Origin of the sequence: Bradyrhizobium sp. ISRA442, from assembly GCF_038085055.1 — a bacterium.
In the GTDB taxonomy this organism is placed as follows: domain Bacteria; phylum Pseudomonadota; class Alphaproteobacteria; order Rhizobiales; family Xanthobacteraceae; genus Bradyrhizobium.
In genome coordinates, this window is record NZ_JALGCN010000023.1 from 68,011 (window position 1) to 90,223 (window position 22,213).

The 22,213-nt window shown below is 63.5% G+C and carries 22 protein-coding genes and 1 tRNA gene; 12 read left to right on the forward strand and 11 right to left on the reverse strand.

The features are described 5' to 3' along the window. Positions 1-23: 23 nt before the first annotated feature. The 6 genes from MTR72_RS32950 to pncA form a co-directional block, all read right to left on the reverse strand. Positions 24-113: transfer RNA gene (locus MTR72_RS32950), tRNA-Ser, on the reverse strand. 279 nt (positions 114-392) lie between these two features. After that, positions 393-716 (reverse strand): hypothetical protein, encoded by a 324-nt coding sequence (locus MTR72_RS32955; protein ID WP_341511891.1) that lies wholly within the window; start codon positions 714-716, stop codon positions 393-395. A gap of 227 nt (positions 717-943) precedes the next feature. Beyond that, the gene (ilvD, locus tag MTR72_RS32960; RefSeq protein ID WP_341511863.1) at positions 944-2,794 is read right to left on the reverse strand and encodes a dihydroxy-acid dehydratase; all 1,851 of its coding nucleotides are present in this window, start codon (positions 2,792-2,794) and stop codon (positions 944-946) included. Between the two features lie 545 nt (positions 2,795-3,339). Then, positions 3,340-5,373: an NAD(+) synthase gene (locus MTR72_RS32965; protein WP_341511864.1), complete on the reverse strand. Its 2,034-nt coding sequence runs from the start codon at positions 5,371-5,373 to the stop codon at positions 3,340-3,342. A gap of 124 nt (positions 5,374-5,497) precedes the next feature. Next, positions 5,498-6,613 (reverse strand): alpha/beta fold hydrolase, encoded by a 1,116-nt coding sequence (locus MTR72_RS32970; RefSeq protein ID WP_341511865.1) that lies wholly within the window; start codon positions 6,611-6,613, stop codon positions 5,498-5,500. A gap of 16 nt (positions 6,614-6,629) precedes the next feature. Then, the gene (gene pncA, locus MTR72_RS32975) at positions 6,630-7,256 is read right to left on the reverse strand and encodes a bifunctional nicotinamidase/pyrazinamidase (protein ID WP_341511866.1); all 627 of its coding nucleotides are present in this window, start codon (positions 7,254-7,256) and stop codon (positions 6,630-6,632) included. A 262-nt stretch (positions 7,257-7,518) separates the two neighbouring features. Here pncA and glk point away from each other — a divergent pair, with 262 nt between their 5' ends. The 3 genes from glk to MTR72_RS32990 all read left to right on the forward strand — a co-directional run bounded on the left by glk (position 7,519) and on the right by MTR72_RS32990 (position 9,155). Next, positions 7,519-8,493: a glucokinase gene (gene glk / locus MTR72_RS32980; RefSeq protein ID WP_341511867.1), complete on the forward strand. Its 975-nt coding sequence runs from the start codon at positions 7,519-7,521 to the stop codon at positions 8,491-8,493. 159 nt (positions 8,494-8,652) lie between these two features. Next, positions 8,653-8,856 carry a hypothetical protein gene (locus MTR72_RS32985; RefSeq protein WP_280963886.1) on the forward strand — a complete coding sequence of 68 codons (204 nt, stop codon included), beginning with the start codon at positions 8,653-8,655 and terminating at the stop codon, positions 8,854-8,856. Between the two features lie 143 nt (positions 8,857-8,999). Further along, the gene (locus MTR72_RS32990; protein WP_341511868.1) at positions 9,000-9,155 is read left to right on the forward strand and encodes a hypothetical protein; all 156 of its coding nucleotides are present in this window, start codon (positions 9,000-9,002) and stop codon (positions 9,153-9,155) included. Between the two features lie 291 nt (positions 9,156-9,446). On the opposite strand, the gene MTR72_RS32995 is transcribed toward MTR72_RS32990, so the two are convergent. Then, positions 9,447-9,824 (reverse strand): response regulator, encoded by a 378-nt coding sequence (locus MTR72_RS32995; RefSeq protein WP_280963884.1) that lies wholly within the window; start codon positions 9,822-9,824, stop codon positions 9,447-9,449. 111 nt (positions 9,825-9,935) lie between these two features. Then, positions 9,936-10,733 carry a Spy/CpxP family protein refolding chaperone gene (locus MTR72_RS33000; RefSeq protein WP_280963883.1) on the reverse strand — a complete coding sequence of 266 codons (798 nt, stop codon included), beginning with the start codon at positions 10,731-10,733 and terminating at the stop codon, positions 9,936-9,938. A 443-nt stretch (positions 10,734-11,176) separates the two neighbouring features. On the opposite strand from MTR72_RS33000, the gene MTR72_RS33005 reads away from it, so the two are divergent. From MTR72_RS33005 to MTR72_RS33030, 6 genes are all read left to right on the forward strand, one after another. Beyond that, the gene (locus tag MTR72_RS33005; protein ID WP_341511869.1) at positions 11,177-12,517 is read left to right on the forward strand and encodes an ABC transporter substrate-binding protein; all 1,341 of its coding nucleotides are present in this window, start codon (positions 11,177-11,179) and stop codon (positions 12,515-12,517) included. Between the two features lie 141 nt (positions 12,518-12,658). Continuing rightward, positions 12,659-13,597, forward strand: a complete 939-nt coding sequence (locus MTR72_RS33010; RefSeq protein WP_280963881.1) for a carbohydrate ABC transporter permease — start codon at positions 12,659-12,661, stop codon at positions 13,595-13,597. Next, positions 13,597-14,508 (forward strand): carbohydrate ABC transporter permease, encoded by a 912-nt coding sequence (locus tag MTR72_RS33015; RefSeq protein WP_280963880.1) that lies wholly within the window; start codon positions 13,597-13,599, stop codon positions 14,506-14,508. Before MTR72_RS33010 ends, MTR72_RS33015 begins: the two co-directional genes overlap by 1 nt. 20 nt (positions 14,509-14,528) lie before the next feature. Beyond that, positions 14,529-15,629 (forward strand): ABC transporter ATP-binding protein, encoded by a 1,101-nt coding sequence (locus MTR72_RS33020; protein ID WP_280963879.1) that lies wholly within the window; start codon positions 14,529-14,531, stop codon positions 15,627-15,629. 34 nt (positions 15,630-15,663) lie between these two features. Then, positions 15,664-16,653, forward strand: a complete 990-nt coding sequence (locus MTR72_RS33025) for a hydroxyacid dehydrogenase (protein WP_341511870.1) — start codon at positions 15,664-15,666, stop codon at positions 16,651-16,653. Positions 16,654-16,822: 169 nt separating this feature from the next. Further along, positions 16,823-17,263: a hypothetical protein gene (locus MTR72_RS33030; protein ID WP_341511871.1), complete on the forward strand. Its 441-nt coding sequence runs from the start codon at positions 16,823-16,825 to the stop codon at positions 17,261-17,263. Positions 17,264-17,450: 187 nt separating this feature from the next. On the opposite strand, the gene MTR72_RS33035 is transcribed toward MTR72_RS33030, so the two are convergent. Beyond that, positions 17,451-17,948 carry a DUF1993 domain-containing protein gene (locus tag MTR72_RS33035; protein WP_341511892.1) on the reverse strand — a complete coding sequence of 166 codons (498 nt, stop codon included), beginning with the start codon at positions 17,946-17,948 and terminating at the stop codon, positions 17,451-17,453. Between the two features lie 118 nt (positions 17,949-18,066). Between MTR72_RS33035 and MTR72_RS33040 the strand changes: the two genes are divergently transcribed. From MTR72_RS33040 to MTR72_RS33050, 3 genes are all read left to right on the forward strand, one after another. Next, positions 18,067-18,846: a transporter substrate-binding domain-containing protein gene (locus MTR72_RS33040; protein ID WP_341511872.1), complete on the forward strand. Its 780-nt coding sequence runs from the start codon at positions 18,067-18,069 to the stop codon at positions 18,844-18,846. 51 nt (positions 18,847-18,897) lie between these two features. Next, positions 18,898-19,398, forward strand: coding sequence for a hypothetical protein (locus tag MTR72_RS33045; protein ID WP_341511873.1), 501 nt, complete (start codon positions 18,898-18,900; stop codon positions 19,396-19,398). A gap of 211 nt (positions 19,399-19,609) precedes the next feature. Continuing rightward, entirely contained in the window at positions 19,610-20,434 is an 825-nt protein-coding gene (locus MTR72_RS33050) for a DUF2147 domain-containing protein (RefSeq protein WP_341511874.1), read from the forward strand. Positions 20,435-20,473: 39 nt separating this feature from the next. Here the strand turns inward: MTR72_RS33050 and MTR72_RS33055 are convergent, their stop codons facing one another. Both MTR72_RS33055 and MTR72_RS33060 read right to left on the reverse strand, forming a co-directional pair. After that, the gene (locus MTR72_RS33055) at positions 20,474-21,598 is read right to left on the reverse strand and encodes an ABC transporter permease (RefSeq protein WP_341511875.1); all 1,125 of its coding nucleotides are present in this window, start codon (positions 21,596-21,598) and stop codon (positions 20,474-20,476) included. Further along, the gene (locus tag MTR72_RS33060) at positions 21,558-22,202 is read right to left on the reverse strand and encodes an ABC transporter ATP-binding protein (protein ID WP_341511876.1); all 645 of its coding nucleotides are present in this window, start codon (positions 22,200-22,202) and stop codon (positions 21,558-21,560) included. The genes MTR72_RS33055 and MTR72_RS33060 overlap by 41 nt, the downstream gene beginning before the upstream one ends. Between the last annotated feature and the right edge of the window lie 11 nt (positions 22,203-22,213).

Below are 22,213 nucleotides of genomic sequence, written 5' to 3' on the forward strand. Positions count from 1 at the left end.
ACGAACAGCGGCGAACAATATACTGGCGGAAGGGGTGGGATTCGAACCCACGGTACCCTTGCGGGCACGCCGGTTTTCAAGACCGGTGCCTTAAACCACTCGGCCACCCTTCCAAGCCTGGAATTGCCGTCGCTTAACGCAGACGGTCGCGCAAGGCAACGCGAAGTTGGCGCCCTCGCCCGACGGCTGAGCCCTTCACCGGAATCGGGACCTGTCAGGCGAGCGTCAGCCTGATCCTCTAGCTTGGGCAGCATCGGTGACACCGCCCAGGGCGTTGCCGGTTGCGAGGCCCGGCTGGAGTCCCCTCCACGTCCGGGCCTTGTTTATATCGGCAAACGAAAACGCGGCACCCGGGATGAGCGCCGCGTGAAGCTTTGGTCGCTGCGCTGGCGTCAGTAACCGCAGGAGGCGCAGCCCATCGCCATCGGGGCGTAATAGGAATAGCCGGGCGAAACCATCTCGACGCGCTGGCGGGTGGCGTATTGCGGCGGGATGCGCTCGTACTGGACGCTCGGGGGCGCGACCATCACGGTCTGCGGCACCATCACGGTGCGGTACTGCGCCGGCGTGCGGTGCGCGACCACGGAGCCCGGCGAAACCATCACGGTCTCATCGACGGTGCGATACTGCGGCGGCACGTATTGCTGCTGATAGCAGGTCGTGCAGGGCGGCGGCGTGTAGCAATTGTAGCAGCCCGCGGAGGCGGCATTCGTCATGGAAATGGCGGCGACGGCAGTTGCGAAAACGACAGCGAGAGTACGAGACATTTTGGTGGCGCCCCAGTTGCCCGAAATGATTTGGATGCGAAGGTCGGCGCCCACCAATATACGCCGCTAAATCCAAAGCTGCCGAAGTTCGTCGAGGCATCCTTAACGCGACCGGCAGGGTCTTGCCGGTCGCTAACAACTCGTTGACCATCCGCATCCCACGGACGGAGCAGTGCTTACTTGCCGCGCCGCTTCACCTCGCGCACCGCGCCGCGCGCAGCGCTGGTGGTGAGTGCAGCATAAGCCTGCAGCGCGGTCGAGACGTTGCGCTTGCGGTTCTGCGGCTGCCAGGCGGCATCGCCCTTCGCCTCTTCCGCCGCGCGGCGCTTGGCAAGCTCCTCGTCGGAGACCTCGAGCTTGATGCTGCGATTCGGAATGTCGATCGCGATCTTATCGCCATCGCGCACGAGGCCGATGTTGCCGCCTTCGGCGGCTTCCGGCGACAGATGCCCGATCGACAGGCCGGACGAGCCGCCAGAGAAGCGGCCGTCGGTGACGAGCGCGCAGGCTTTGCCGAGGCCCATCGATTTCAGGTAGCTCGTCGGATAGAGCATCTCCTGCATGCCGGGGCCGCCGCGCGGCCCCTCATAGCGCACGACCACGACCTCGCCGGCCACGACCTTGCCACCCAAAATGCCTTCAACCGCAGCGTCCTGGCTCTCGAACACGCGCGCGGGGCCGGAGAATTTCAGGATCGAGGCGTCGACGCCTGCGGTCTTCACGATGCAGCCGTCCTGCGCGAGATTGCCGTAGAGCACGGCGAGGCCGCCGTCCTTGCTGAAGGCGTGCGCGAGATCACGCACCACGCCCTTCTCGCGATCTGTGTCGAGCTCGTCGTAGCGGCGCTCCTGGCTGAAGGCGACCTGGGTCGGGATACCGCCGGGCGAGGCGCGATAGAAGGTGCGCACCGCTTCGCTCTTCGAGCGCTTGACGTCCCAGCGCTCCAGCGCATCCGCCATCGTCGGCGCATGCACGGTCGACACCTTCGTGTCGATCAGGCCGGCGCGGTCGAGCTCGCCAAGAATGCCCATGATGCCGCCGGCACGGTGCACGTCCTCGACATGAACGTCGGCAACCGACGGTGCGACCTTGCAGAGCACGGGCACGCGGCGCGACAGGCGGTCGATGTCGCGCATGGTGAACTCGACCTGCCCTTCATGGGCAGCGGCGAGCAGATGCAGCACGGTGTTGGTCGAGCCGCCCATCGCGATGTCCAGCGTCATCGCGTTCTCGAACGCCTTGAAGTTTGCGATGTTGCGCGGCAGCACCGACGCATCATCCTGCTCGTAGTAGCGGCGGACGATATCGACGATGGTGTGGCCGGCCTCGACGAACAGCCGCTTGCGGTCGGCATGGGTTGCGACCACCGAGCCGTTGCCGGGCAGTGCGAGGCCGAGCGCCTCGGTCAGGCAGTTCATCGAGTTGGCGGTGAACATGCCCGAGCAGGAGCCGCAGGTCGGGCACGCCGAGCGCTCGATCACCTTGACGTCGTCGTCGCTGACCTTGGAGTCGGCCGCCGCAACCATGGCATCGATCAGGTCGACGGCCTTGGTCTTGCCCTGCAGCTTGACCTTGCCGGCCTCCATCGGCCCGCCCGAGACGAACACCGCGGGAATGTTGAGGCGGAGCGCCGCCATCAGCATGCCGGGCGTGATCTTGTCGCAGTTCGAGATGCAGACGAGGCCGTCGGCGCAATGCGCATTGGCCATGTACTCGACGCTGTCGGCAATCAGCTCGCGCGACGGCAGGCTGTAGAGCATGCCGTCGTGGCCCATCGCTATGCCGTCATCGACCGCGATGGTGTTGAACTCCTTGGCGATGCCGCCGGCCTGCTCGATCTCGCGCGCCACGAGCTGGCCGAGGTCCTTGAGGTGGACGTGGCCGGGGACGAACTGGGTGAAGGAGTTGACGACCGCGATGATCGGCTTGCCGAAGTCCGCATCCTTCATGCCCGTCGCGCGCCAGAGGCCGCGGGCGCCCGCCATGTTGCGGCCGTGGGTGGTGGTGCGGGAGCGATAGGCTGGCATGGCGGTTTCCGTCCTTGTTGGGTGGGCCGGGCGGGAAAATTTCCGAGCCGCCTCAGGCCTTTCCGGCCGGATAGCGCACGGGGCCACCGGGTGCAACGAGAACTTGCCCCGAATGAGGCTGGACCGGCCTTGCGCAGGCCTCCCCTGCTCCGTGCGCAGCCTCAAAGGCGAACGTCGCGAACGCATGATGAGGGGGAGCGTGCACGCCTGAGCGTCGGATCGCATCAGCAGCGCTGCACATGATGAGCCGCGAGCGCAACGGTATTTGCGTCCGTAGTGATCCGGATTGGAATCCCAGCCCGATCCCACGTACATCGCGCAGGTCGATCGGCGGCCACAAGGGCATCATCCTCTGATCGCGCACCAAGGGGCTTGGGGGCCATACGGGCGGGGATTTGAAGGCTGGGGCAAGGTTACGAGGTCCGGACTCCTAGGCACTCCGGACCTCGTGCTTTTCCCGATTGAACGCGACATCGCGCCGCCAGCTCGATGAGCCATGCGGCGCGAACTCGTTTTGGGCCGCGTTGCCAGCCGTCTTGCCCGTTTCAGTTCGGCACGTTCCGTGCGAGATCCTCGAGCCAAGCCGCAGCACTGGAATCCGATGGCGCACGCCAATCGCCGCGCGGCGACAACGAGCCGCCGGCCGAAACCTTCGGTCCGTTCGGCATGGCCGAGCGCTTGAACTGGCTGAAGGCAAAGAAGCGTCGCAGGAACACTTCCAACCAGCGTCGGATCTCCGCCAGATCATAGGCCCTGCGCCGATCGCTGGGGAAGGCCGGCGGCCATGCGCCCTCGGCGACGTCCTTCCACGCATGCAGCGCCAGGAAGGCGATCTTGGACGGCCGCATGCCGAAACGCAGTGTGTAGAACAGGTTGAAATCCTGCAGCTCGTAGGGGCCGACCGAAGCTTCCGTGCTCTGCGGTTTCTCGCCGGGCTTGACCGGAACCAGCTCGGGCGAGATCTCGGCCACGAGGATCGACGCAAGCGTCCGGTTCACGTCGGCGCTGAACTGCTTCGACGCGATCACCCAGCGGATCAGGTGCTGGATCAGCGTCTTCGGCACGCCGGAATTGACGTTGTAATGCGCCATCTGGTCGCCGACGCCGTAGGTGCACCAGCCGAGCGCGAGCTCGGAGAGATCGCCGGTGCCGATGACGATGCCGCCGTGATGGTTGGCGAGCCGGAACAGATAGTCCGTGCGCAGGCCCGCCTGCACGTTCTCGAAGGTGATGTCGTAGACCGCCTCGCCCTTGCCGAAGGGATGGCCGATATCCTTCAGCATCTGCGTGGCCGCGGGGCGGATGTCGAGCTCATGCGAGCTCGCCTGCAACGCCTTCATCAGCGCCAGCGCGTTGGTCTTGCTCTCGCTGCCGGTGGCAAAGCCCGGCAGGGTGTAGGCAAGGATGTTACTGCGTGGCAGGCCGAGCAGGTCGACGGCCTTGGCGGCGACGATCAACGCGTGGGTGGAATCGAGACCGCCCGAGACGCCGATCACGACGCGCTTGGTGCCGGTCGCACGCATGCGCTGCACGAGGCCGGCGACCTGGATGTTGTAGGCCTCGTAGCAGTCCTGCTCGAGCAGGCTCTCGTCGCTCGGCACGAATGGAAAGCGCTCGACCTTGCGCAGGAAGCCGATGTCGGCGGCCGGCGGCTTCAAGGCGAAGGCGACCTTGCGGAAGCTGCCCTCGCGCTGCCTGCGGTTGTCGTCGAACGTGCCCATCAGCGATCGCTCCTGCCGCAGCAGATCGAGATCGATGTCAGCCATCGTGATTTGCCCGTCCTGACGGAAACGCTCGCCCTCGGCCAGCAGCACGCCGTTCTCGTAGATCGAGGTCTGGCCGTCCCAGGCGAGATCTGTCGTCGACTCGCCCGCGCCCGCGGCGGCGTAGACATACGCCGCAAGGCAGCGTGCCGAGGTGGATTGACACAGCAGCGCACGTGAGCGCGCCCGGCCGATCGTGATCGGGCTGCCCGACAGATTGATCAGCACGCTGGCGCCGGCGAGCGCGAGTTCGGAGGCCGGCGTCACCGGGATCCACATGTCCTCGCAGATCTCGACGCCGATGCTGAGGCCGGGAACGTCCTCGGCCGCGAACACGAGATCGACGCCAAGGGGCGCACGGAGCTGTCCGATCTTGATCGTCTCGCCGACGATGCCGGCGCCGGAGGCGAAATGCCGTCCTTCATAGAATTCGCGATAGGTCGGCAGGTAAGTCTTGGGCACGACGCCGAGGACGCTGCCGCGATGGATGACGACGGCGCAATTGTAGATGCGGGCACCGAAGCGCAGCGGCGCGCCGACGATCAGGACAGGCATCAGGGCCGCCGCCCCCTCGACGATCGCGGCAAGCCCGCGCTCGACCGCGTCGAGCAGCGGATCTTGCATGACGAGGTCTTCGATCGCATAGCCGCACAGGCACAACTCCGGAAAGACAGCGACCGCCACCGACTGCTTATGGCAAGCAGTCGCCGCCGCCAGGATGGCCTTCGCATTGGCCGAGGGATCGGCCACCTGGGAGGTGGTGACGCAGGCCGCCACGCGGGCAAATCCGTGGGCATAGATCGAGTGGAAGCTCATCCTAACCGCAGTACCTTCTGTTCACTGGCAACCTCAAGCAGTTGCGAACTCATTCTTAGCTGATCGACGCATGCGGGGGCAGGCAATTCGCCGACATGCATAGTGAATATGCAAACCGGCTGGATCAGGCGCTGCGCGCCAGGACGTCGGTGAAATCGTCGCGCAACCAGTGTGCGATCCGAGGCCAGGCCTGAGCATGGGTCCGCGCCCCCATGAACAGGCCGAGGTGAGTGCTGGGCTCGGAGGCCGCCGCGACGAAGGCCGGCGGCGTTCCGAGAAGATGGGCAGTGGCCAGCGCCTGCCCGGCCGGTACGACGTCGTCGTCGAGCCCGGCCAGCAGGAAGGCCGGCGCCTTGACGTCCTTCAGGTGGATCTCGCGGCCGAGTGCGGTGAAGTTGCCGGCCGCGATCCGGTTCTCCCGGAAGACCCAGTTGACGATCTGAAGATAATAGGTGCCGGGCAGATTGAGTGTTTCGGCGTTCCAGTGGTCGAAGCGTTGAAGCAACGCCGCGCCTTCGTCGTCGGACAAGTCCATCTGCAACGCCGCCACGATATCGTCGCGGGTCGGCGCGTTCGACCAGACGCGGAGCATCTCCTCGCCGCTGACGTTGCCGCCGCCGCGCGCCACGATCTGGTCGTAGACCAGCTCCGGTGCGTTGCGGACGAGCCTGGACAGCGCCGAGTCGATCGAGAGGTCGACGGGCGCGCCGACCAGCACGAGCCGCCGCACCTTGGCGGGAAAGCGCGCCGCGTAGATCAGCGACAGCCAACCGCCCTGGCACAGGCCGATGAGATCGACCGGCCCGCCGATCTCATCGATGGCGACATTGAGATCGCCGAGATAGCTGTCGATCGAGAGATAGCGCATCTCAGGCGATGCCGAGCGCCAGTCCGTGAGATAGACCCGCTCGATGCCGCCGTTCTGAAGGGATTCCACGACACTGTGCCCCGGCGCGAAATCGGCGATCAGCGCCCGATGCAGCGCATAGGGCGCGCAGACCAGGGCCGGCTCACTGGATCGCGCCCCGCCGAAACGGCGCAGGTGCATGGTCGGAAGCTCCAGCGCGACGGTGTTTTGCGTCGTCCACGGCAGGTTGCTGTCGCCCTGCTCCACTGGTGTGCGCTCCAGCCACCAGAAGCAGGCGTCCATGGCGAGCCGTGCTGCCGCAAACGGCCAAAGCAGCGGATCGTCCGGGACATGCCCTGATCCGGTTGGCCGTTTGTCGGTCTTCTCCGCCACGACTATTTCACCATCGTCATAAGAACGCCTCGAGGCTGACGACGGAAATGCCGAGCTCGCGAAAACTCTGATGGGTCGCAGCCACCGAGCCGTCGAGATCGATGCCGCGGCAGGCATCCTCGATGACCGCAACCTGAAGGCCCGCCTTGCGGGCATCCTCCGCCGAAAAACGCACGCAGAAATCGAGCGCGAGACCGGCAATGAAGACCGTCTTCAGCTCGCGTTCTCGCAAATATCCGAGCAGACCGGTCGGCGTCCTGTGATCGTTCTCGAACAGCGCCGAATAGGAATCGATGCCGCGGCGAAATCCCTTGCGTACCACGAGGTTCGCCCGGGTGACGTCCAGATCGCGATGGAAAGCGGCGCCGGCCGTGCCCTGCACGCAATGGGAGGGCCACAGCACCTGTGTGCCATGGCCGAGCTCGATCGTCTGGAACGGCTGCCTGCCCGCATGGTTCGCCGCGAAGGATACGTGATCGTGCGGATGCCAGTCCTGGGTCAGCACGACATTGGCGAATTTTCGGGCGATGCGGTTGATCGCGGGGACGACCTTCTCGCCGCCGGGAACTGCGAGCGCCCCGCCGGTGCAGAAGTCGTTCTGCACGTCGATCACGAGCAGCACGTCGTGGTCGGAGATCTTCATCGGAGCCTCTCCCGTGCATCCGGCGCGCCAAGCACCGGCCCCTCCAATGTCGATCTTCCCTCGCCGGTTCGCAACCGCCTCCCCGGCCGCGCGGGGCGATGTCGCAGGATTTGTTCGTTCCTCTCGGGGTGCAACGGTTTGGCCTCGCCAGTGTTGACTACCCGCGCCCGGCGGCGGATTCTCAAACCGTTCGCCAATTGCGGATCGAAAGAGTGGAGGCAAAGGTTCCCGCAGCCGGCGAGGCCGCGGCAGCCGCATCGCCATGAGCATCGGCAAGACAGGACAGACGATTCTTCTCGCCGATATCGGCGGCACCAACGCGCGTTTCGCGCTGAGCCGGGGCGATCAGATCGGAGCAATAGACTATGTGAAGGTTGCCGACTTCCCGACGGTCCGGGAAGCGATCGGCGATGTTCTCGCGCGCTGGTCCGGCAGCGAGCAGCCCAAGAGGGCCGTGCTGGCCGTCGCAGGTCCCGTGACTAACAACCGCTGTGTCATGACCAACAGCCCGTGGGTCATCGACGGCAACGAGCTTCAGCCGGCACTCGGCTTCGACCGGGTGCATGTGCTCAACGATTTCGAGGTGGTGGCCTGGTCCCTGCCCGCCCTGCAACCCGCCGACCTGATCCCTCTTGGCGGCCAAGGTGGCCTCGCCGGAGAGCCGTTGCTGGTCATCGGGCCCGGGACCGGCTTTGGCGTCTCCTGCCTGATCGAACGCCATGGCGCCCGGCTGGCGGTCGTCACCGAGGCCGGACACGCGACCCTGCCGGCGGAAAATGAGCGCGAGGAGCGCGTGATCGCATGCATGCGCCAGCGCTTTGGCCATGTCTCCATCGAGCGCGGCGCGCTATCCGGCTCGGGTCTGCAGAGCCTCTACGAGGCCCTCGCCGAGGTCGACGGCGCCCAGGCGCCGAAGCGCAACGCGGCTGAGATCACACAGGCGGCGCTTGACGGCAGTTGCAGTATCAGCCGCGGGACGCTGGAGATGTTTTGCGCCATCCTGGGCTCCGTCGCCGGCAATCTGGCGGTGACGTTCGGGGCCCGCGGCGGCGTCTATGTCGCCGGCGGTATCGCGCCGCGCTTTCCGGAGTTCCTTGCGGCTTCCGCGTTCCGGGCACGCTTCGAGGCCAAAGGACGCTTCCAGGACTATCTGCACAACATCCCGAGCTGGCTCGTCATAAAGTCCGATGCGAGCTTCGTCGGGCTCAAGATGTTTGCCGATCACAGCGCCGATTGACTTGCGCCATCACAGATAGTCGGGCCGGCGCAGCGCGTTGCCGGCAGTAATTCACAGATCATTAGCTCGAACGCCGCATTCCGCGCAGGATCGCACTTGCCTGTCTGTTTCCACTGGGAAACAATTCAACCGTGCGTGGCGTGTCGGATGGGGCGTAGCATGCGTAAACCAGACATCGGCTTCGACTATCACCGCTATCACCGCTTGCTGAGCGAAGCGGACGACGAGGACAAGCAGCTCGCCCTGATCGAGCTGTTGATCGAGGAAAAGGCCAGGGATCGGCTGGCCGCGCAACGCGCCTCGGACCGCGCCGCGATGACCGCGCAAACGATCGCCAACGTGCTGAGAACGGGCCGCAACTAGTTCTTGATGAACCATCGCCGCTCGCGCGAGCAGGCGAATCGATTGCGATTTCGTTAAGGATCCCTCGCAATCCCCCATAAAACTTTTTGCCTTAGAAGTTCCCTCGCCTGATGCAATTCAGGGTCAATAAGGGGGGACTGAAGATGAGCATGATTTCACTGGCCGCGATGCCGGCTAGCGTCGAGACGCATTCCAGCGACCATCCTTTCAAGGCCATTATCCTGTTCTGCTGCGCCGGACTTCTGGCCTCCGTGAGCCTGATAGCGCACGGCATCGACATCGCCGCCGGCCTGATCTGACGAAACCTGAGAATTCGAGTGCAGCGGCCGCCCCTTTCGGGTGGCCGTTTTCACGCTATGGCAGAAGGACTGACCTATTCATCGCGCCCTCCGGAAGCCCGTTCACCTGCGGTTCCCGACAACGCCGCGAGACGGCCATGAGTTGGGCGTGAATCGGTCCGCTTTTCTTCAAGTTCCAATGAGGAATTCGGGGGGCCGCGCCGCTGCGGCAGGATAGTCGGGCGCCGCGCCTTTCACCTACCCCAGGGCAAGGCTGCCCGGCTATTCGTCGCCCGCGCAGCTCGCGCGTGGTCAGTGCGAAGCGTTTGTGGATGTCTCCGGAAACAGCGAGTCGATCATGGCCTTGAGCTGGTCGATGGCGATCGGCTTGCGCAGGATCGGTTTGCGGCGGAGCAATGACGGCAGCAATTCCGGCCCGTAGCCCGTCGCGAACAGAAACGGCTTGCCGCGCCGCTCAATCAAATCGGCGACCGGGTCGACGTAGACGCCGAAGAGATTGATGTCGAGGATGGCGAAATCGTATTGCGCGGTCATGGCGAAGGCGCTGGCGTCCCGGACATTGTCCGCCTCCGCGACGACATGGTGGCCAAGCTCCTCCACCATGTCGGCGATCATCATCCGGATCAACGCCTCGTCTTCAACCAGGAAAACGGAGAGTCCGCCAGCCATGTCAACTCCGCAGCCAACACACAAAGCTAATCATAACCGAGGCTGCGGGAGGATTCACGAATTCGTGGCGCGCGGCGTTAACTCTGGCGCGCCCAATCCGATTCAAGTTGATCAATCCAGCCCGCGCTCATGGCTCAAGTGCACCATCTCCTGGATGAAGACTTCCTTCTGCTTGTCGTCGAGACTCGAATAGAGCGGTTCCGCGGCATCGGCGACATTGCGCTGGTCGGCGGCGCGGTCGATCAGGAATTGCGCCTCGTTGCGCATCTGCTCGATGATGTCGTCGGGCGGGTCCCGCTTGGCGCGCGCTATCCGCAGGTTGAGCCGCTCTGCACCATTGTGTCCCAGGTAGTGCATGGCGCTGGAGAAGCCGTACCAATGCTTCTCCTGCTCGGGCGTGAGGTTCAATTCAGTCTTGATCCGCTCGATATAAGAGTCGCTGTTGGCAACGATCTGCTCGGCGGTGAGCTGCGGCGCGCCGTTCTGGGTCAGGACCGTGACGTCCTTGTTGTCCTGCTTGTTGTCTTGTTTGTTGTCTTGGGGCGCGTTCTTGGCTTCCTTGGACGCCTTGGCCCCTTTGCCCGCCTTGGCGCTGCTCTTATCCTTGGCATCCTTGTCCTTGCCCGCACCCTGCTTGGCAGCGTCCTTGGCGGCAGGCGCCTGGTTGCCGTTGTTGTTGCCAACCCCAAGCACCCCGGTGAAAACGCCGACGACGCCGCCGATCGCGCCGCCCAGCACGCCGCCGACGGGACCGGCCGCCTTGTTGCCGGCGGCGGCGCCGTCCTGAACGCCCTTGACCAAACCTTGTGCATTCGCGACCGCGGCCGCACCGAGCAGCAATGCGAGCACGGACCCGAGCGCAAACCATCCTCGCAGGCGATGCCGCGCTGGCGGCGCCGGGTTGATCATTCTGGTCTCCATCGTCGCTCTGATTGCCTATTGAGGTGGGAGCCACCTGCCGGTTGCAACTCTATCGTTTTCGCCGCTGCGAGGTCCAGTCGCAGGCAATTGCTGTCTACGCACCGAAAAGTGTTTCGCGCGAAGCGGTTATGCAGGCTTATTCGGAACTGCGGCGTAATTGCGCATGGACTACTATCGAACGCCGTCGTCTGCAGTGTGCGTCGCAAAATCGACAGACACTGCCGCCGTCCGGACACAACGTTAGTTCTAGACAACGACCCGTTCGGCTTTCTCGACAGACGCGAACAATCATGGTCTGATCGCGCTACCAACTTCCGCGCCTTGCGTGATGAACCGCCGGGCGACGGATCAAAAAAGATCCAAGATAAGAAACGCGAACAAGAAGACCGAAGAGGAAACTCCAACAATAAATACTCAAGCGAGGAAACGAGATGTCACGGAAGAAACTGACGCGACGCCAATTTGTGGCTGCAACTGCGATGTCCTCCGCGGCGCTAATCACAGCGCCCTATGTGCGCGGCGCCTACGCCGCTGGCAAGCTCTCGATCGGCTTCTGGGACCACTGGGTGCCCGGCGCTAACAAGGCCTCCACCGACCTCGTCAACGAATGGGCCGCGAAGGAGAAGGTCGAGGTTTCCATCGACTACATCACCAGCAACAACAAGAAGATCGAGCTGACCGCCGCGGCCGAAGCCCAGGCCAAGTCCGGTCATGACATTCTTCAGATGCCGAGCTGGTGGCCGCAGGCCTATTCCGAGAATCTCGAGCCGCTCAACGACGTCATGGAGCCGCTCATCAAGCAGAATGGCGAGGTGAACGGCACCGTCAATTATCTCGGACGGTCAGGCGGCAAATGGCTCGCGGTGCCCGCGACACCCGGCAGCCAAATCAAGGGCCCCTGCTCCCGCATCGATCTGATGAAGAAGCATGCCGGCATCGACGTGCAGGAGATGTATCCGGCCGGCAGCCCGCCCAAGGCGGACAACTGGACAATGGAGACCTTCCTGAAGGCGGCCGAGGCCTGCCAGAAGGCCGGCTTTGCGTTCGGCATCGGTCTCGGCGAGACCACCGACAGCGTCGATACCGCGGGCGCGATCTTTCAGTCGTTCGGCGCCGAGCTCGTCAACGCCAAGGGTGACATCACGGTGAAGGCCGATCAGGTTCGCCAGGCGATGGAATTCTACAAGAAGCTGATCGCGGTCCTGCCGCCGGACGCACCGTCCTGGGACGACGCCTCCAACAACAAGTGGCTGATCTCCGGCCGCGGCGCAATGATCCTGAATCCGCCGAGCGCCTGGGCGGTTGCCAAGCGCGATGCGCCGCAGGTCGCCGAGCAGTGCTGGACGCACGGCTTCCCGGCCGGTCCGAAGGGCCGGTTCGCGCCGTACCTGCCCTACTTCTGGGGCGTCTGGAGCTTCGGCAAGAACAAGGAGGCGGCCAAGAGCCTGCTCGTTCACCTGTCCTCGCCATCGTCGATCGAGAAGTTCGTTGCGGTGAGCGGCGGCTATGACCTGCCGGCCTACGCGAAGATGAGCACGTTGAAGACGTGGGCGGAAGAAGGGCCGCCGAAGGGAACGCTCTATCACTATCCGAATCCCTACAATCATCAGACGCTGTCGATCGCAGCGTCACCGGCGCCGCCCAAGATCGCGCAGCAGATCTACTTCCAGGCGACGCTGACCAAGATGGCGCTGCGTTTTGCGCGGGGCGAGACGTTGGAGCAGGCGCTCGCCTGGGCCGAGGGCGAGTGCGAAGGCTTCATGCGGAGCTGAGCCGGGATGTGCCAGGGCGGTTCACGCCACGCGCGTGAGCCGCCCTCATCCCGTCCTCCGATCCGCATGATCGCGAAGCTCGCCATACGGCTGGCCTCGCGGTTGGACAGTTTACGAGAAAGCTGACCAAAGGAAGCTGACATGGCCGATGTCGTCGTTGAGCGAGGTCGCGTTGCCCGTGCGAAGGGCGCGCGCAAGGGATCAAGCCTGCGCAATACGCTAGGGCGAAAATCGACGGTCGCGTTCTTCCTGACGCTGCCGCTGATCCTCCTGATCGCGCTGCTCGTGCTCTACCCCGCGCTCTACTCGGTTCACCTGGCGACGCTGAACAAGGCGATGACGAAGTTCGTCGGCCTCAGCAACTTCACCTTCCTGTTCAAACGCGATACGTTCTGGATGGTGGTGGAGCAGTCCTGCATCTTCGCGATCACCGCCGTCGTCTTCAAGGCGCTGATCGGGTTCATCGTCGCGCATTTCGTCCACAACATCCCGGCCAAGGGTCAGCGCAAATGGCGCGGCATGCTGCTGGTGCCGTGGGTGATCCCCCCGGCGATGAGCACGCTCGCCTGGCTGTGGCTGTTCGATCCCTCTTACAGCGCCTTCAACTACACGCTTTCCTTCTTCGGCGTCGGCCCGATCCCCTGGCTCGGCGATACCTTCTGGGCGCGCTTCTCAGTCATCCTCGTCAACGTCTGGTACGGGGCGCCGTTCTTCATGATCATGTATCTCGCCGCGTTGAAATCCGTGCCCGACCAGCTCTACGAGGCCGCGGCGATCGACGGCGCCAACTGGTGGCAGCGGATCTGGTACGTCACGCTGCCGATGATGCGCAACATCATCGCCATCACCACGTTGTTTTCGCTGATCGTGACGTTCGCCAATTTCGACATCGTGCGCATCCTGACCTCCGGCGGCCCGCTGGATACGACGCATCTGTTCGCCACCTGGGCGTTCCAGGTCGGCATCCAGAGCAACGACATTCCCCTCGGCGCCTGCGTCTCGTTGTTCATGGTGCCGATCCTTGCCGTCGCAGCGATCTTCATCCTGCGCGATGTCTCCAAACGCGGGAACGAAGCCTGATGAGCACGCTCGCAATCGACAAGGCCGGCCCTTCCCGCAAGGTCAAGTATGGCAGCATGAGCCGCGACCGCGCCTGGGCGCTGCGCTGGTCCTACTTCTTTCTCGTGCTGTTCGCGATCTTTTTCCTGACGCCGCCGGTCTACATGCTGATCACTTCGCTCAAGAGCAGTGCGGAAATATCGGCAGCGACCAACCCCTGGTGGGTGTTCCATCCGACGCTATCGAACTATGTCGAGCTCCTGACATCGAACCAGTTCTTGCGCTTCTTCTGGAATTCCTCGGTCGTGGCGATCGCGGTCGTGATCATCACGATGCTGATCAGCATCCCCGCGGCGTTCGCGCTGGCGCGGATGAAGTTCTGGGGCTCGGCGACGCTCGCCACGGGCGTCTTCCTCACCTACCTGATCCCGGACAGTCTCTTGTTCATTCCGCTGTTCAAGATGCTCGCGGTCTTTCAGGACTATACTGGCATCACGCTACTCAACAGATGGTACGTGCTGCTGTTCATCTATCCGACGCTGACGGTCCCGTTCTGCACCTGGATCATGATCGGCTATTTCGCATCGATCCCGAAGGAGCTGGATGAGGCCGCCCTCATCGACGGTGCCTCCTGGCTCCAGACCTTGACGCGGATCTTCATTCCCGTTGCCCTGCCCGGCCTGATCGCGGCGACCATCTTCGCCTTCACCGTCTCCTGGGCGCAGTTCCTCTATCCCCTGGTGTTCACGACCTCCGTAGACCAGTTCGTGTTGCCTGTTGGCATCACCACGACGTTGATCAAGGGCGACGTGTTCAACTGGGGGCAGATCATGACAGGCGCGCTGCTTGGCGCCGCGCCGCCATTGGTCATCTATGCCTTCCTGATGGACTACTACATTGCCGGCCTGACCGCCGGTGCGACAAAGGGTTGAAATCGAGAGGTTGAATTTTCATGGCTGACGTTTCTCTGCGTAAGGTCGTCAAGCGCTACGACGATGTTGAAGCCGTGCGCGGCATCGATCTCGAAATCACCGACCATGAGTTCATCGTGCTGGTGGGGCCATCGGGCTGCGGCAAGTCGACGACGTTGCGGATGATCGCAGGGCTGGAGGACATCAGCGACGGCGATATCCTGATCGGTGGCGACGTCGTCAACGACGTGCCGCCGAAGGATCGCGACATCGCCATGGTGTTCCAGAACTACGCGCTTTATCCGCACATGACGGTCGCCGAGAACATGTCGTTCGGGCTGCGCCTGAAGCACTATCCCAAGGCCGAGATCAAGGAGCGGGTGACGGAGGCCGCGCGCCTTCTGGACATCACCGACCTGATCGACCGCAAGCCGAAGCAGCTATCTGGCGGCCAACGCCAGCGCGTGGCGATGGGGCGAGCCATCGTGCGCAACCCCAAGGTCTTCCTGTTCGACGAGCCGCTGTCCAACCTTGACGCCAAGCTGCGCGTGCAGATGCGGATCGAGATCAAGAAGGTGCACCAGAAGGTGCGCACCACGACGGTCTACGTCACCCACGACCAGGTCGAGGCGATGACGCTCGCCGATCGCGTCGTCGTCATGAACAAGGGACGCATCGAGCAGATCGGCACGCCGAACGAACTCTATCACAAGCCGGCGACCCGTTTTGTCGCCGGTTTTATTGGTTCGCCCGCGATGAACTTCGTTCCCTGCCGGCTGGAGGACGTCGGTGGCACGCTTCAGATCCGCCTGACCGACCGCATCGCCTTTGCGCTGCCGCCGGCCCGTGCCGCCCGCTACAACGCGCTGCCGCGCACCGAGAAGCTGCTGCTCGGCATCCGGCCCGAGCACTTGACCGAGTCGCACGCGCATCTGGAGCCGGGCGTCGAGACCTTCGACACCGTGCTCGATGTCACCGAGCCGATGGGCATGGAGACGCTGGTCTATTTCGGGCTCGACGGCACGCCCATCTGCGGCCGCGTCAATCCCAATGCCGGCGCCAAGGACGGGGCTCCCATGCGTTTGGCGATGGACCTCAACAACATGCACCTGCTAAACGAGGCGACCGGCGTTGTGTTGTGACGGCCGGACAAGAAACTCGCGCAGGCAGGAGACGATGGCGACCAACAAGAAGAAGATTTTCGTTACGCAAACCATGTCGCCGGGCGCCCGCGCCCTTCTTACCCAGCGGGACGACATCGAGCTGGTCGAGTTTTCGAACCTGATCTCGGCCCGGGATTTCGAGGCGATGCTGAAGAGCCATGCGCCGGTCCACGGCGTGGCGCTCGGCGCCACCGCCTTCGGCGAGACCGAGCTCGAGGCCTCCAGGGACATGAAGGTGGTGACCCGTATCGGCGTCGGCTACGACGCGGTCGACGTGCCCGCCCTCTCCCGCCGCAAGGTGCCGCTGATGGTTGCGGGCACGGCGAACTCGCCGTCGGTTGCGGAAGCGGCGCTGTTCATGATGCTGACGCTCGCCAAGCGCGCGAACGAGCTGCACGCCTGCGTCAAGGACGGCAAATGGGCCGACCGGCTCGGCATGCTGCCGTTCGATCTCTACGGTAAGAACGTCCTGGTCGTCGGCTTCGGCCGTATCGGCTCCCGCACCGCCAAGCGTTGCCTGGCGATGGAGATGAACGTGCAGGTCTACGACCCCTATAAACCGGCCACCGAGATCGAGGCCGCCGGTTGCGAGCCGGTCGCAGACCTCGACGCGGCCCTGCCCCAAGCCGACTTCGTCACCATCCATTGTCCGAAGACGCCGGAAACCGTCGGCCTGTTCGATGCGACGCGGATCGGCCGGATGAATCCGAAGGCCTATCTGATCAACACCGCGCGTGGCGGCATCGTGAAGGAGAAGGCGCTGTACGATGCGCTCATCTCGGGCAAGCTCGCGGGCGCCGGTATCGACGTGTTCGAGCAGGAGCCGCCGCCGGTCGCCAATGCGCTGTTCGCGCTGCCCAACGTCATCATGGCCCCGCACGTGGCCGGCGTCACCGTCGAGGCGGTGAACCGCATGAGCGAGCAGACCGCGCGCAACATCCTGAGTGTGCTGGACGGCGATCCGATCCGCCAGAACATCATTAATCAGGACGTGCTGGGCTAAGCCAAAACGACAGGCGGGCGGCACATCGCCCGCCTTCGGAATGCCAGAATGCGTCCCATTTTGGTGCAGATCGAGCCCCAACTCAGCCTTAATCAAACGGGCGTAATATGTTCCACCGCGGCCGGCAGTGGGACAGATGAACCGGCGGCGTCGAGCTGGAGGATGGACCGTGTCAGAAATCGACCCGACCGATCATGCGCTGGCGACCATCGCCAGTATTCTGGAGGACTCCGAGCCCGCCCCCGCTCGCGAGGCCGAGCAGGCTGTCGATGGTGAACATCCCGTCGCCGATGAACATCCGGTGGTCGACGAACAGCCGCTGGCGCCTGAGCCCACTGATGCCGAGGGCTACAGCAAGGTCGGTCCCGGACCGATGGTCGCAATCCGTCTCAAATGGACGGTTCATCGCGGCGAGGACGGCCAGTTCTATGTGCACGAGACCATCGGCGAGCAGTCCGCGCCCGTGATCAGCGGTCCCATGACGAGCGAGGCCGCGGTGCGTTTCGTCGACGAGCACGAGGACGAGGCGCACCGGCGCTTCGAGGAGCTACGCAGCGAGATCGCCGGCCGCAGCTCGGTCGCCGAATTCGAACGCAAAGGCGAAGCTTAGGCGATTGGCAGGTAGTTGGTATCGCCGCTCGCCGGTACACCTCTCCCGTAGGGAGAGGTCGGAGCGCATCGATAGATGCGATCCGGGTGAGGGGTTGAGGTCCCATGGAGCGCTGTGGCCCCTCACCCGGATTGCTTCGCAATCCGACCTCTCCCCGTCGGGGAGAGGTGGACATTGAGCCTGCCCACTACCGCCGGCCAAGAAAATCCCTCTTCACGAGCTCGACGCCTGCGTGCCGCAACAGGTCGTAGGCCGTCGTCACGTGAAAGAAGAACTGCGGCACGCTGAACGTCAGCAGCAGCGTCCGCCCGGTGAAGGGCAGCTCGGTCCCGTTCTTCAGCCTGAAGGCGACGCCTCGTTCCGCCGCCGCGTCAATTTCCCCGCGCGGCAGACTCTCGATGAATTCGATCGATGTCGCGATGCGCGCCTGAAGCCCGGCCATGTCGTGCTCCAGCGCCGGCAGCGCAACCGGCTCGCGCTGCGCCAGCAGGGCCGCGGCGACCACCGCGTGGCGGCAGGCTTCCCCGACCTGCTGCGCCAGGTCGTACATGTTTGGCGACAGCCGCATGCCGAGCAGGATCGCGGAATCGAACTTGCGAGCCTCCGCATGGGCTGCGCCCTTGTCGAGCAGCCCGGACAGGCTGCGCAGATGGGGCACGAAGACGCCGACCGAGGCGTCATACATCGAGATCGTCACGTCCGGCTGCTCCTTGCCAATTCCATCTCGCCAGAGGTTGGCTTCTGGTCTAAATCCCACACTTCAAGAGCTGCACAATGACAGCTCGCGCAAGGGTAGAAAAGACATGCTCGTTCGAATCTTGGCGGCCTTGGCCGTGGTGGTGCTGGCGAATTTCTCGGCGCAGGCGCAGCAGGCGCCCTCGCGGCTAGACGAGATCCTCAAGCGCGGCACCTTGCGGGTCGGCATGACCGGCGACTACAAGCCCTTCACCTATCTGGACAAGACGACGCAGCAATTCCGCGGCTTCGACGTCGACATGGCCGAGGCGCTGGGCAAGGCGCTCGGCGTCAAGGTCGAATTCGTGCAGACGGCCTGGCCGAAACTGATGAAGGATTTCGAGGCCGACCAGTTCGACATCGCGATGGGCGGCGTCTCGGTGACACTCGACCGCCAGAAGAAGGGCTTCTTCTCCACGCCAATCATGCGCGAGGGCAAGACGCCGATCGCCCGCTGCGCCGATGTGGGCAAATACCAGACGCTTTCCGACATCGACAAGAAGGGCACCCGCGTGATCGTCAATCCCGGCGGCACCAATGAGCGCTTCGCGCGCGCCAACATCAAGGACGCCGAGATCAACGTCTTCCCCGACAACACCGTGATCTTCGACGAGATCGCCAAGGGCAATGCCGACCTGATGATGACCGATGCATCCGAGACCCGGTATCAGCAGAAGCAGCACTCCGGTGTGCTCTGCGCGGTGCATCCGGACAAGCCGTTCGACTTCTCCGAGAAGGCCTACTGGCTCCAGCGCGACGTGGCGCTGAAGGCCTTCGTCGACCAGTGGCTGCACATCGCCATGGAGGACGGCAGCTACAAGAAGATCTACGCCGCCTGGTTCGACTAGCAGGACCATCGATCTGACGAGCCCGCGACAACCAATGCCAGGCAAGGGATCATGCGACACGTGATGGCGCTCGCGACCGTGCTCGCAATGGCCGGTGCGGACAGCGCGTTCGGAGAGACGAAGTTCACGCCAGCAGCCGGCCCCGGTTGCAAGGACGAATCCAGTGACCAGTTCGGCCAGTGGACATGTCCCGGCCCGGCGGGCTACGCGATCCGCTTCGCCGACGAAGGCAACATCGTCTCGCTCACGATCGCGCCGAGGCGCTCACTCGAGAAGCGACAAGGGCCGTCGGCGCAGTGGCGCGGCGCCGGCAAGGCCTTCGGTGACAAGGTGCAGTGGATCATGCGGGCCGGAATTCCCAAGGCCGCCGTGATCCGGACTTGGCGCCGGCATGGCGACGATGAGAGCGAAATCCAGGAGCTCTCCATATTCGCGATCAATCCTGAGAGCGCCTGCCTCTATGCCGCGATCGATAGCCATACCGACAAGGCGAATGAGACCGCGCTCGCTCGCGCAGAGCAAGTGGCGGACTCACGCTGTCCAGAGAAGTAGCTCGGATCGGCTGAGCTTTTGCCCCTATCCGCTTGTGATGGCTCATCGTCTCGGTGTAGTGCCACCGTCCAAACTCCGGACCGACTTCGGTGGTATTGAACCGATATCCGCCGGAGGACGACTCATACGGAGACAGTGATCTAGATCACGTTTTAAGATCCAACCGAAGCGTAAGCATCGGTGCGGGGGACCACCTGCTCAGGAGACGGAAATGAGGAAGCTGTTGGCCACGGCCGCATTGCTTTTGGCGAGCACGGCTGCGCAGGCGCAGTACACCATCGAATATGGCGGCCGTACCATCCGCATCGATCCCGACCGCGGCACGGTGTCGATCCCCGGCGTCTACGATAACACCGGACAGGGCAAGGCGAAGAAGGCCAAGAAGAACGAGGCGAAGCCGGATCAGCAGACGCCGCAGCAGGCCAAGGTTGATCCGCAGCCGCCGGCCGCAGCTCCGGCTCCGGCACCAGCCGTCGCGCCGCCGCCGCCGGCGGCCGAGCCGGCTCCCGCCGCTGCCGCAGCGCCGCCGCCGACCACCGCCAACAATGCGCCGGGCGACACCGCCGTGCTGCCGCAGCCCACGCCGCCCCCGGCACCTGCCCGGGTCGAACAGCAGGCTGCAACGCCACCGGCGACCGTCGTACCGCCCGCGTCCCCGGCGGCGCCCCCTGCGCCCGCCCCCGCTCAGGCCGCCGCGACCACGGCGGCGCCCGCAGCCGCGCCGGCGCGCGATCCCAATTCACCCCTCGGCGTCTGGCTCACCGAGGAGAAGGAAGGCAAGGTTCGCATCGAGCAATGCGGCAGCAATCTCTGCGGCTATTCGGTCGACGCCAAATCGAACCAGAACGGCGAGCAGGTGCTGATCAACATGAAGCCCGGCAAGGACCAGAAATGGTCCGGCCGCATCCTCGATCCCAACTCCGGCTCGACCTACGACTCCACGATCGCCATGCGCGGCACCGATCGCCTCCACGTGCAAGGCTGCGCCTTCGGCGGCATGTTCTGCGGCGGCCAAACCTGGACGCGCGCGAACTGAACGACGACATGACGTAGCGTTTCGCTCGGCGGTATGGGATCAGAGTTGCCGCTGATAATGCCGAACCGACAGAACCGTCGTTGTGCTTGTCACGATGACCAGTGCGAGCATGATTTGAAACGTGCCTGCACTCAGCAGCGGCACCATTCCGAAGCACATCCAGTCCGATAGAACGTCCATTGAATAGCTAAGTGGAATAATGCTCGCCAGCCAGGATAGCACGACGTCCTTTTCGGAGATCTTGGCTATCAACCCTGAAAGCATGATCAAGAGGATCAGGTAGCCGGAACCAAGCAAATAGATGCGCGACTCCGTCCTTGCCAACATCACGCAGGTAACGCCGAACAATGCGGAAGCGACCCATCCGAATGCCTCGAAGATCGTTACCGTCAAGAATCCGTTCTTGAGATAAAAGCCCTGGGCCAAGAGCGCGAACGTCAACAGGACGAGATAGGTCAGCAATCCCCCAAGGACCGCAACCAAGACCTTCGGCACCACGATCTCGCGCCATCGTCCGTGACACGCAACGAGATAAGTCTCGAGAACGTTGCTTGAGACGTCCCGGAGCAGAGACCGACAGGCGAACGCAAAGGCCGCCATGAAGCTAAGTAAGGCTATCGTCTTCGGTACGAACACCCTTGCATGCGCCCCCGGATCTGCCGATGTGCCTGAAATCTGCACGGTTCTGGGCCAGCCAGTGTCGACGTCGTCATCGGGCCTTATCTGCAAAGCGCTATATGCAATAAGTGGCCAGGGACGCTGCTGGCTGAGACTGGCACCGAGAACCTGCGCCATCCGCACCAGCCGCTTATGCTCCAGCTCGGAGCGCGCCTTGACAAGGAATCGCCAGCCATCGTCGGTCCGGGTGATCGCAACGTCGGCATTGTCGGCAAGCAATTGGCTCGCCACGTCGCCGCTCAGAGTTTTCCGTTCGAGCACTCTGATGTTGGACATCTCTTGTACGATGGCCTCGGCGGCAATGATCGTAGACAGCCGCTCGGCGGTGTCCGCGTCAGTTTGATAGATCGCGACCCGAATGTCTTCTTCATCGATCGACAGATGGGCAACGACGTGCACGAGGAACACCCCGAACGCCATGACGCTCAGCCAAAGTTGCGGACGGTTAAAGAACTCCAACAGCTCTTGCTTCAACATTGCGCCCATGTTCGTGGGCCTCCAATCTAACTTCTTTATTCCAAAACGAGGACGTCGCCTTGGCATCGATATTGTTGACGTGCTCCGAAATCACGATGAGGGGAAACTCGTCAGAATACTTCGTCAAGGTCTCCTCGATGGAAAGTCGCTTCGTCGGGTCGATGGAAGCGAATGGTTCGTCAAGAAACAGATAGTTTGCCCCGGATGAGAACAGGCAGGCGAGCGCGGCCAAACGACGGTACCCGCCAGACAGGGTCGCAACGCGCTTGTCCAGCAATCCCGTCAATCCAAAGCGCTCGATCAACCACGACAACCGGTCGGAGTTCGGCGCCGTGCCCAGCAAGCAATGCACGGCCTGAAGGTTGTCGCGCACCGAAAGATCGAGATAGACTCCCCCCGTCTGCGGAAGAAAGCCAACGGAGGCGCTCTTCCAACGCTCGTCTCGAAATTCCTTCCCTCCCGTTCGCCTGACAAGTCCGGCAAGAATTCTGAGAAGGGTCGACTTACCCGATCCGTTGTCTCCGTATATCGCGACCCTGTCTCCCTCATCGAGTTGAATGCTTTCGACCGAAAGAACGCGATTGCGACCGTAGCCCTTGGTCAGCCGTTCCATGGTTACGATCG

Excerpts from the sequence above, each read along its gene's own strand:
- MTR72_RS32955 (WP_341511891.1), bottom strand. The coding sequence starts at position 716 with ATGACGAATGCCGCCTCCGCGGGCTGCTACAATTGCTACACGCCGCCG.
- ilvD (WP_341511863.1), bottom strand. The coding sequence starts at position 2,794 with ATGCCAGCCTATCGCTCCCGCACCACCACCCACGGCCGCAACATGGCG.
- MTR72_RS32965 (WP_341511864.1), bottom strand. The coding sequence starts at position 5,373 with ATGAGCTTCCACTCGATCTATGCCCACGGATTTGCCCGCGTGGCGGCC.
- pncA (WP_341511866.1), bottom strand. The coding sequence starts at position 7,256 with ATGAAGATCTCCGACCACGACGTGCTGCTCGTGATCGACGTGCAGAAC.
- glk (WP_341511867.1), top strand. The coding sequence starts at position 7,519 with ATGAGCATCGGCAAGACAGGACAGACGATTCTTCTCGCCGATATCGGC.
- MTR72_RS32985 (WP_280963886.1), top strand. The coding sequence starts at position 8,653 with ATGCGTAAACCAGACATCGGCTTCGACTATCACCGCTATCACCGCTTG.
- MTR72_RS32990 (WP_341511868.1), top strand. The coding sequence starts at position 9,000 with ATGAGCATGATTTCACTGGCCGCGATGCCGGCTAGCGTCGAGACGCAT.
- MTR72_RS32995 (WP_280963884.1), bottom strand. The coding sequence starts at position 9,824 with ATGGCTGGCGGACTCTCCGTTTTCCTGGTTGAAGACGAGGCGTTGATC.
- MTR72_RS33000 (WP_280963883.1), bottom strand. The coding sequence starts at position 10,733 with ATGATCAACCCGGCGCCGCCAGCGCGGCATCGCCTGCGAGGATGGTTT.
- MTR72_RS33005 (WP_341511869.1), top strand. The coding sequence starts at position 11,177 with ATGTCACGGAAGAAACTGACGCGACGCCAATTTGTGGCTGCAACTGCG.
- MTR72_RS33010 (WP_280963881.1), top strand. The coding sequence starts at position 12,659 with ATGGCCGATGTCGTCGTTGAGCGAGGTCGCGTTGCCCGTGCGAAGGGC.
- MTR72_RS33015 (WP_280963880.1), top strand. The coding sequence starts at position 13,597 with ATGAGCACGCTCGCAATCGACAAGGCCGGCCCTTCCCGCAAGGTCAAG.
- MTR72_RS33020 (WP_280963879.1), top strand. The coding sequence starts at position 14,529 with ATGGCTGACGTTTCTCTGCGTAAGGTCGTCAAGCGCTACGACGATGTT.
- MTR72_RS33025 (WP_341511870.1), top strand. The coding sequence starts at position 15,664 with ATGGCGACCAACAAGAAGAAGATTTTCGTTACGCAAACCATGTCGCCG.
- MTR72_RS33035 (WP_341511892.1), bottom strand. The coding sequence starts at position 17,948 with ATGTATGACGCCTCGGTCGGCGTCTTCGTGCCCCATCTGCGCAGCCTG.
- MTR72_RS33040 (WP_341511872.1), top strand. The coding sequence starts at position 18,067 with ATGCTCGTTCGAATCTTGGCGGCCTTGGCCGTGGTGGTGCTGGCGAAT.
- MTR72_RS33045 (WP_341511873.1), top strand. The coding sequence starts at position 18,898 with ATGCGACACGTGATGGCGCTCGCGACCGTGCTCGCAATGGCCGGTGCG.
- MTR72_RS33050 (WP_341511874.1), top strand. The coding sequence starts at position 19,610 with ATGAGGAAGCTGTTGGCCACGGCCGCATTGCTTTTGGCGAGCACGGCT.
- MTR72_RS33055 (WP_341511875.1), bottom strand. The coding sequence starts at position 21,598 with ATGGGCGCAATGTTGAAGCAAGAGCTGTTGGAGTTCTTTAACCGTCCG.
- MTR72_RS33060 (WP_341511876.1), bottom strand. The coding sequence starts at position 22,202 with ATGGAACGGCTGACCAAGGGCTACGGTCGCAATCGCGTTCTTTCGGTC.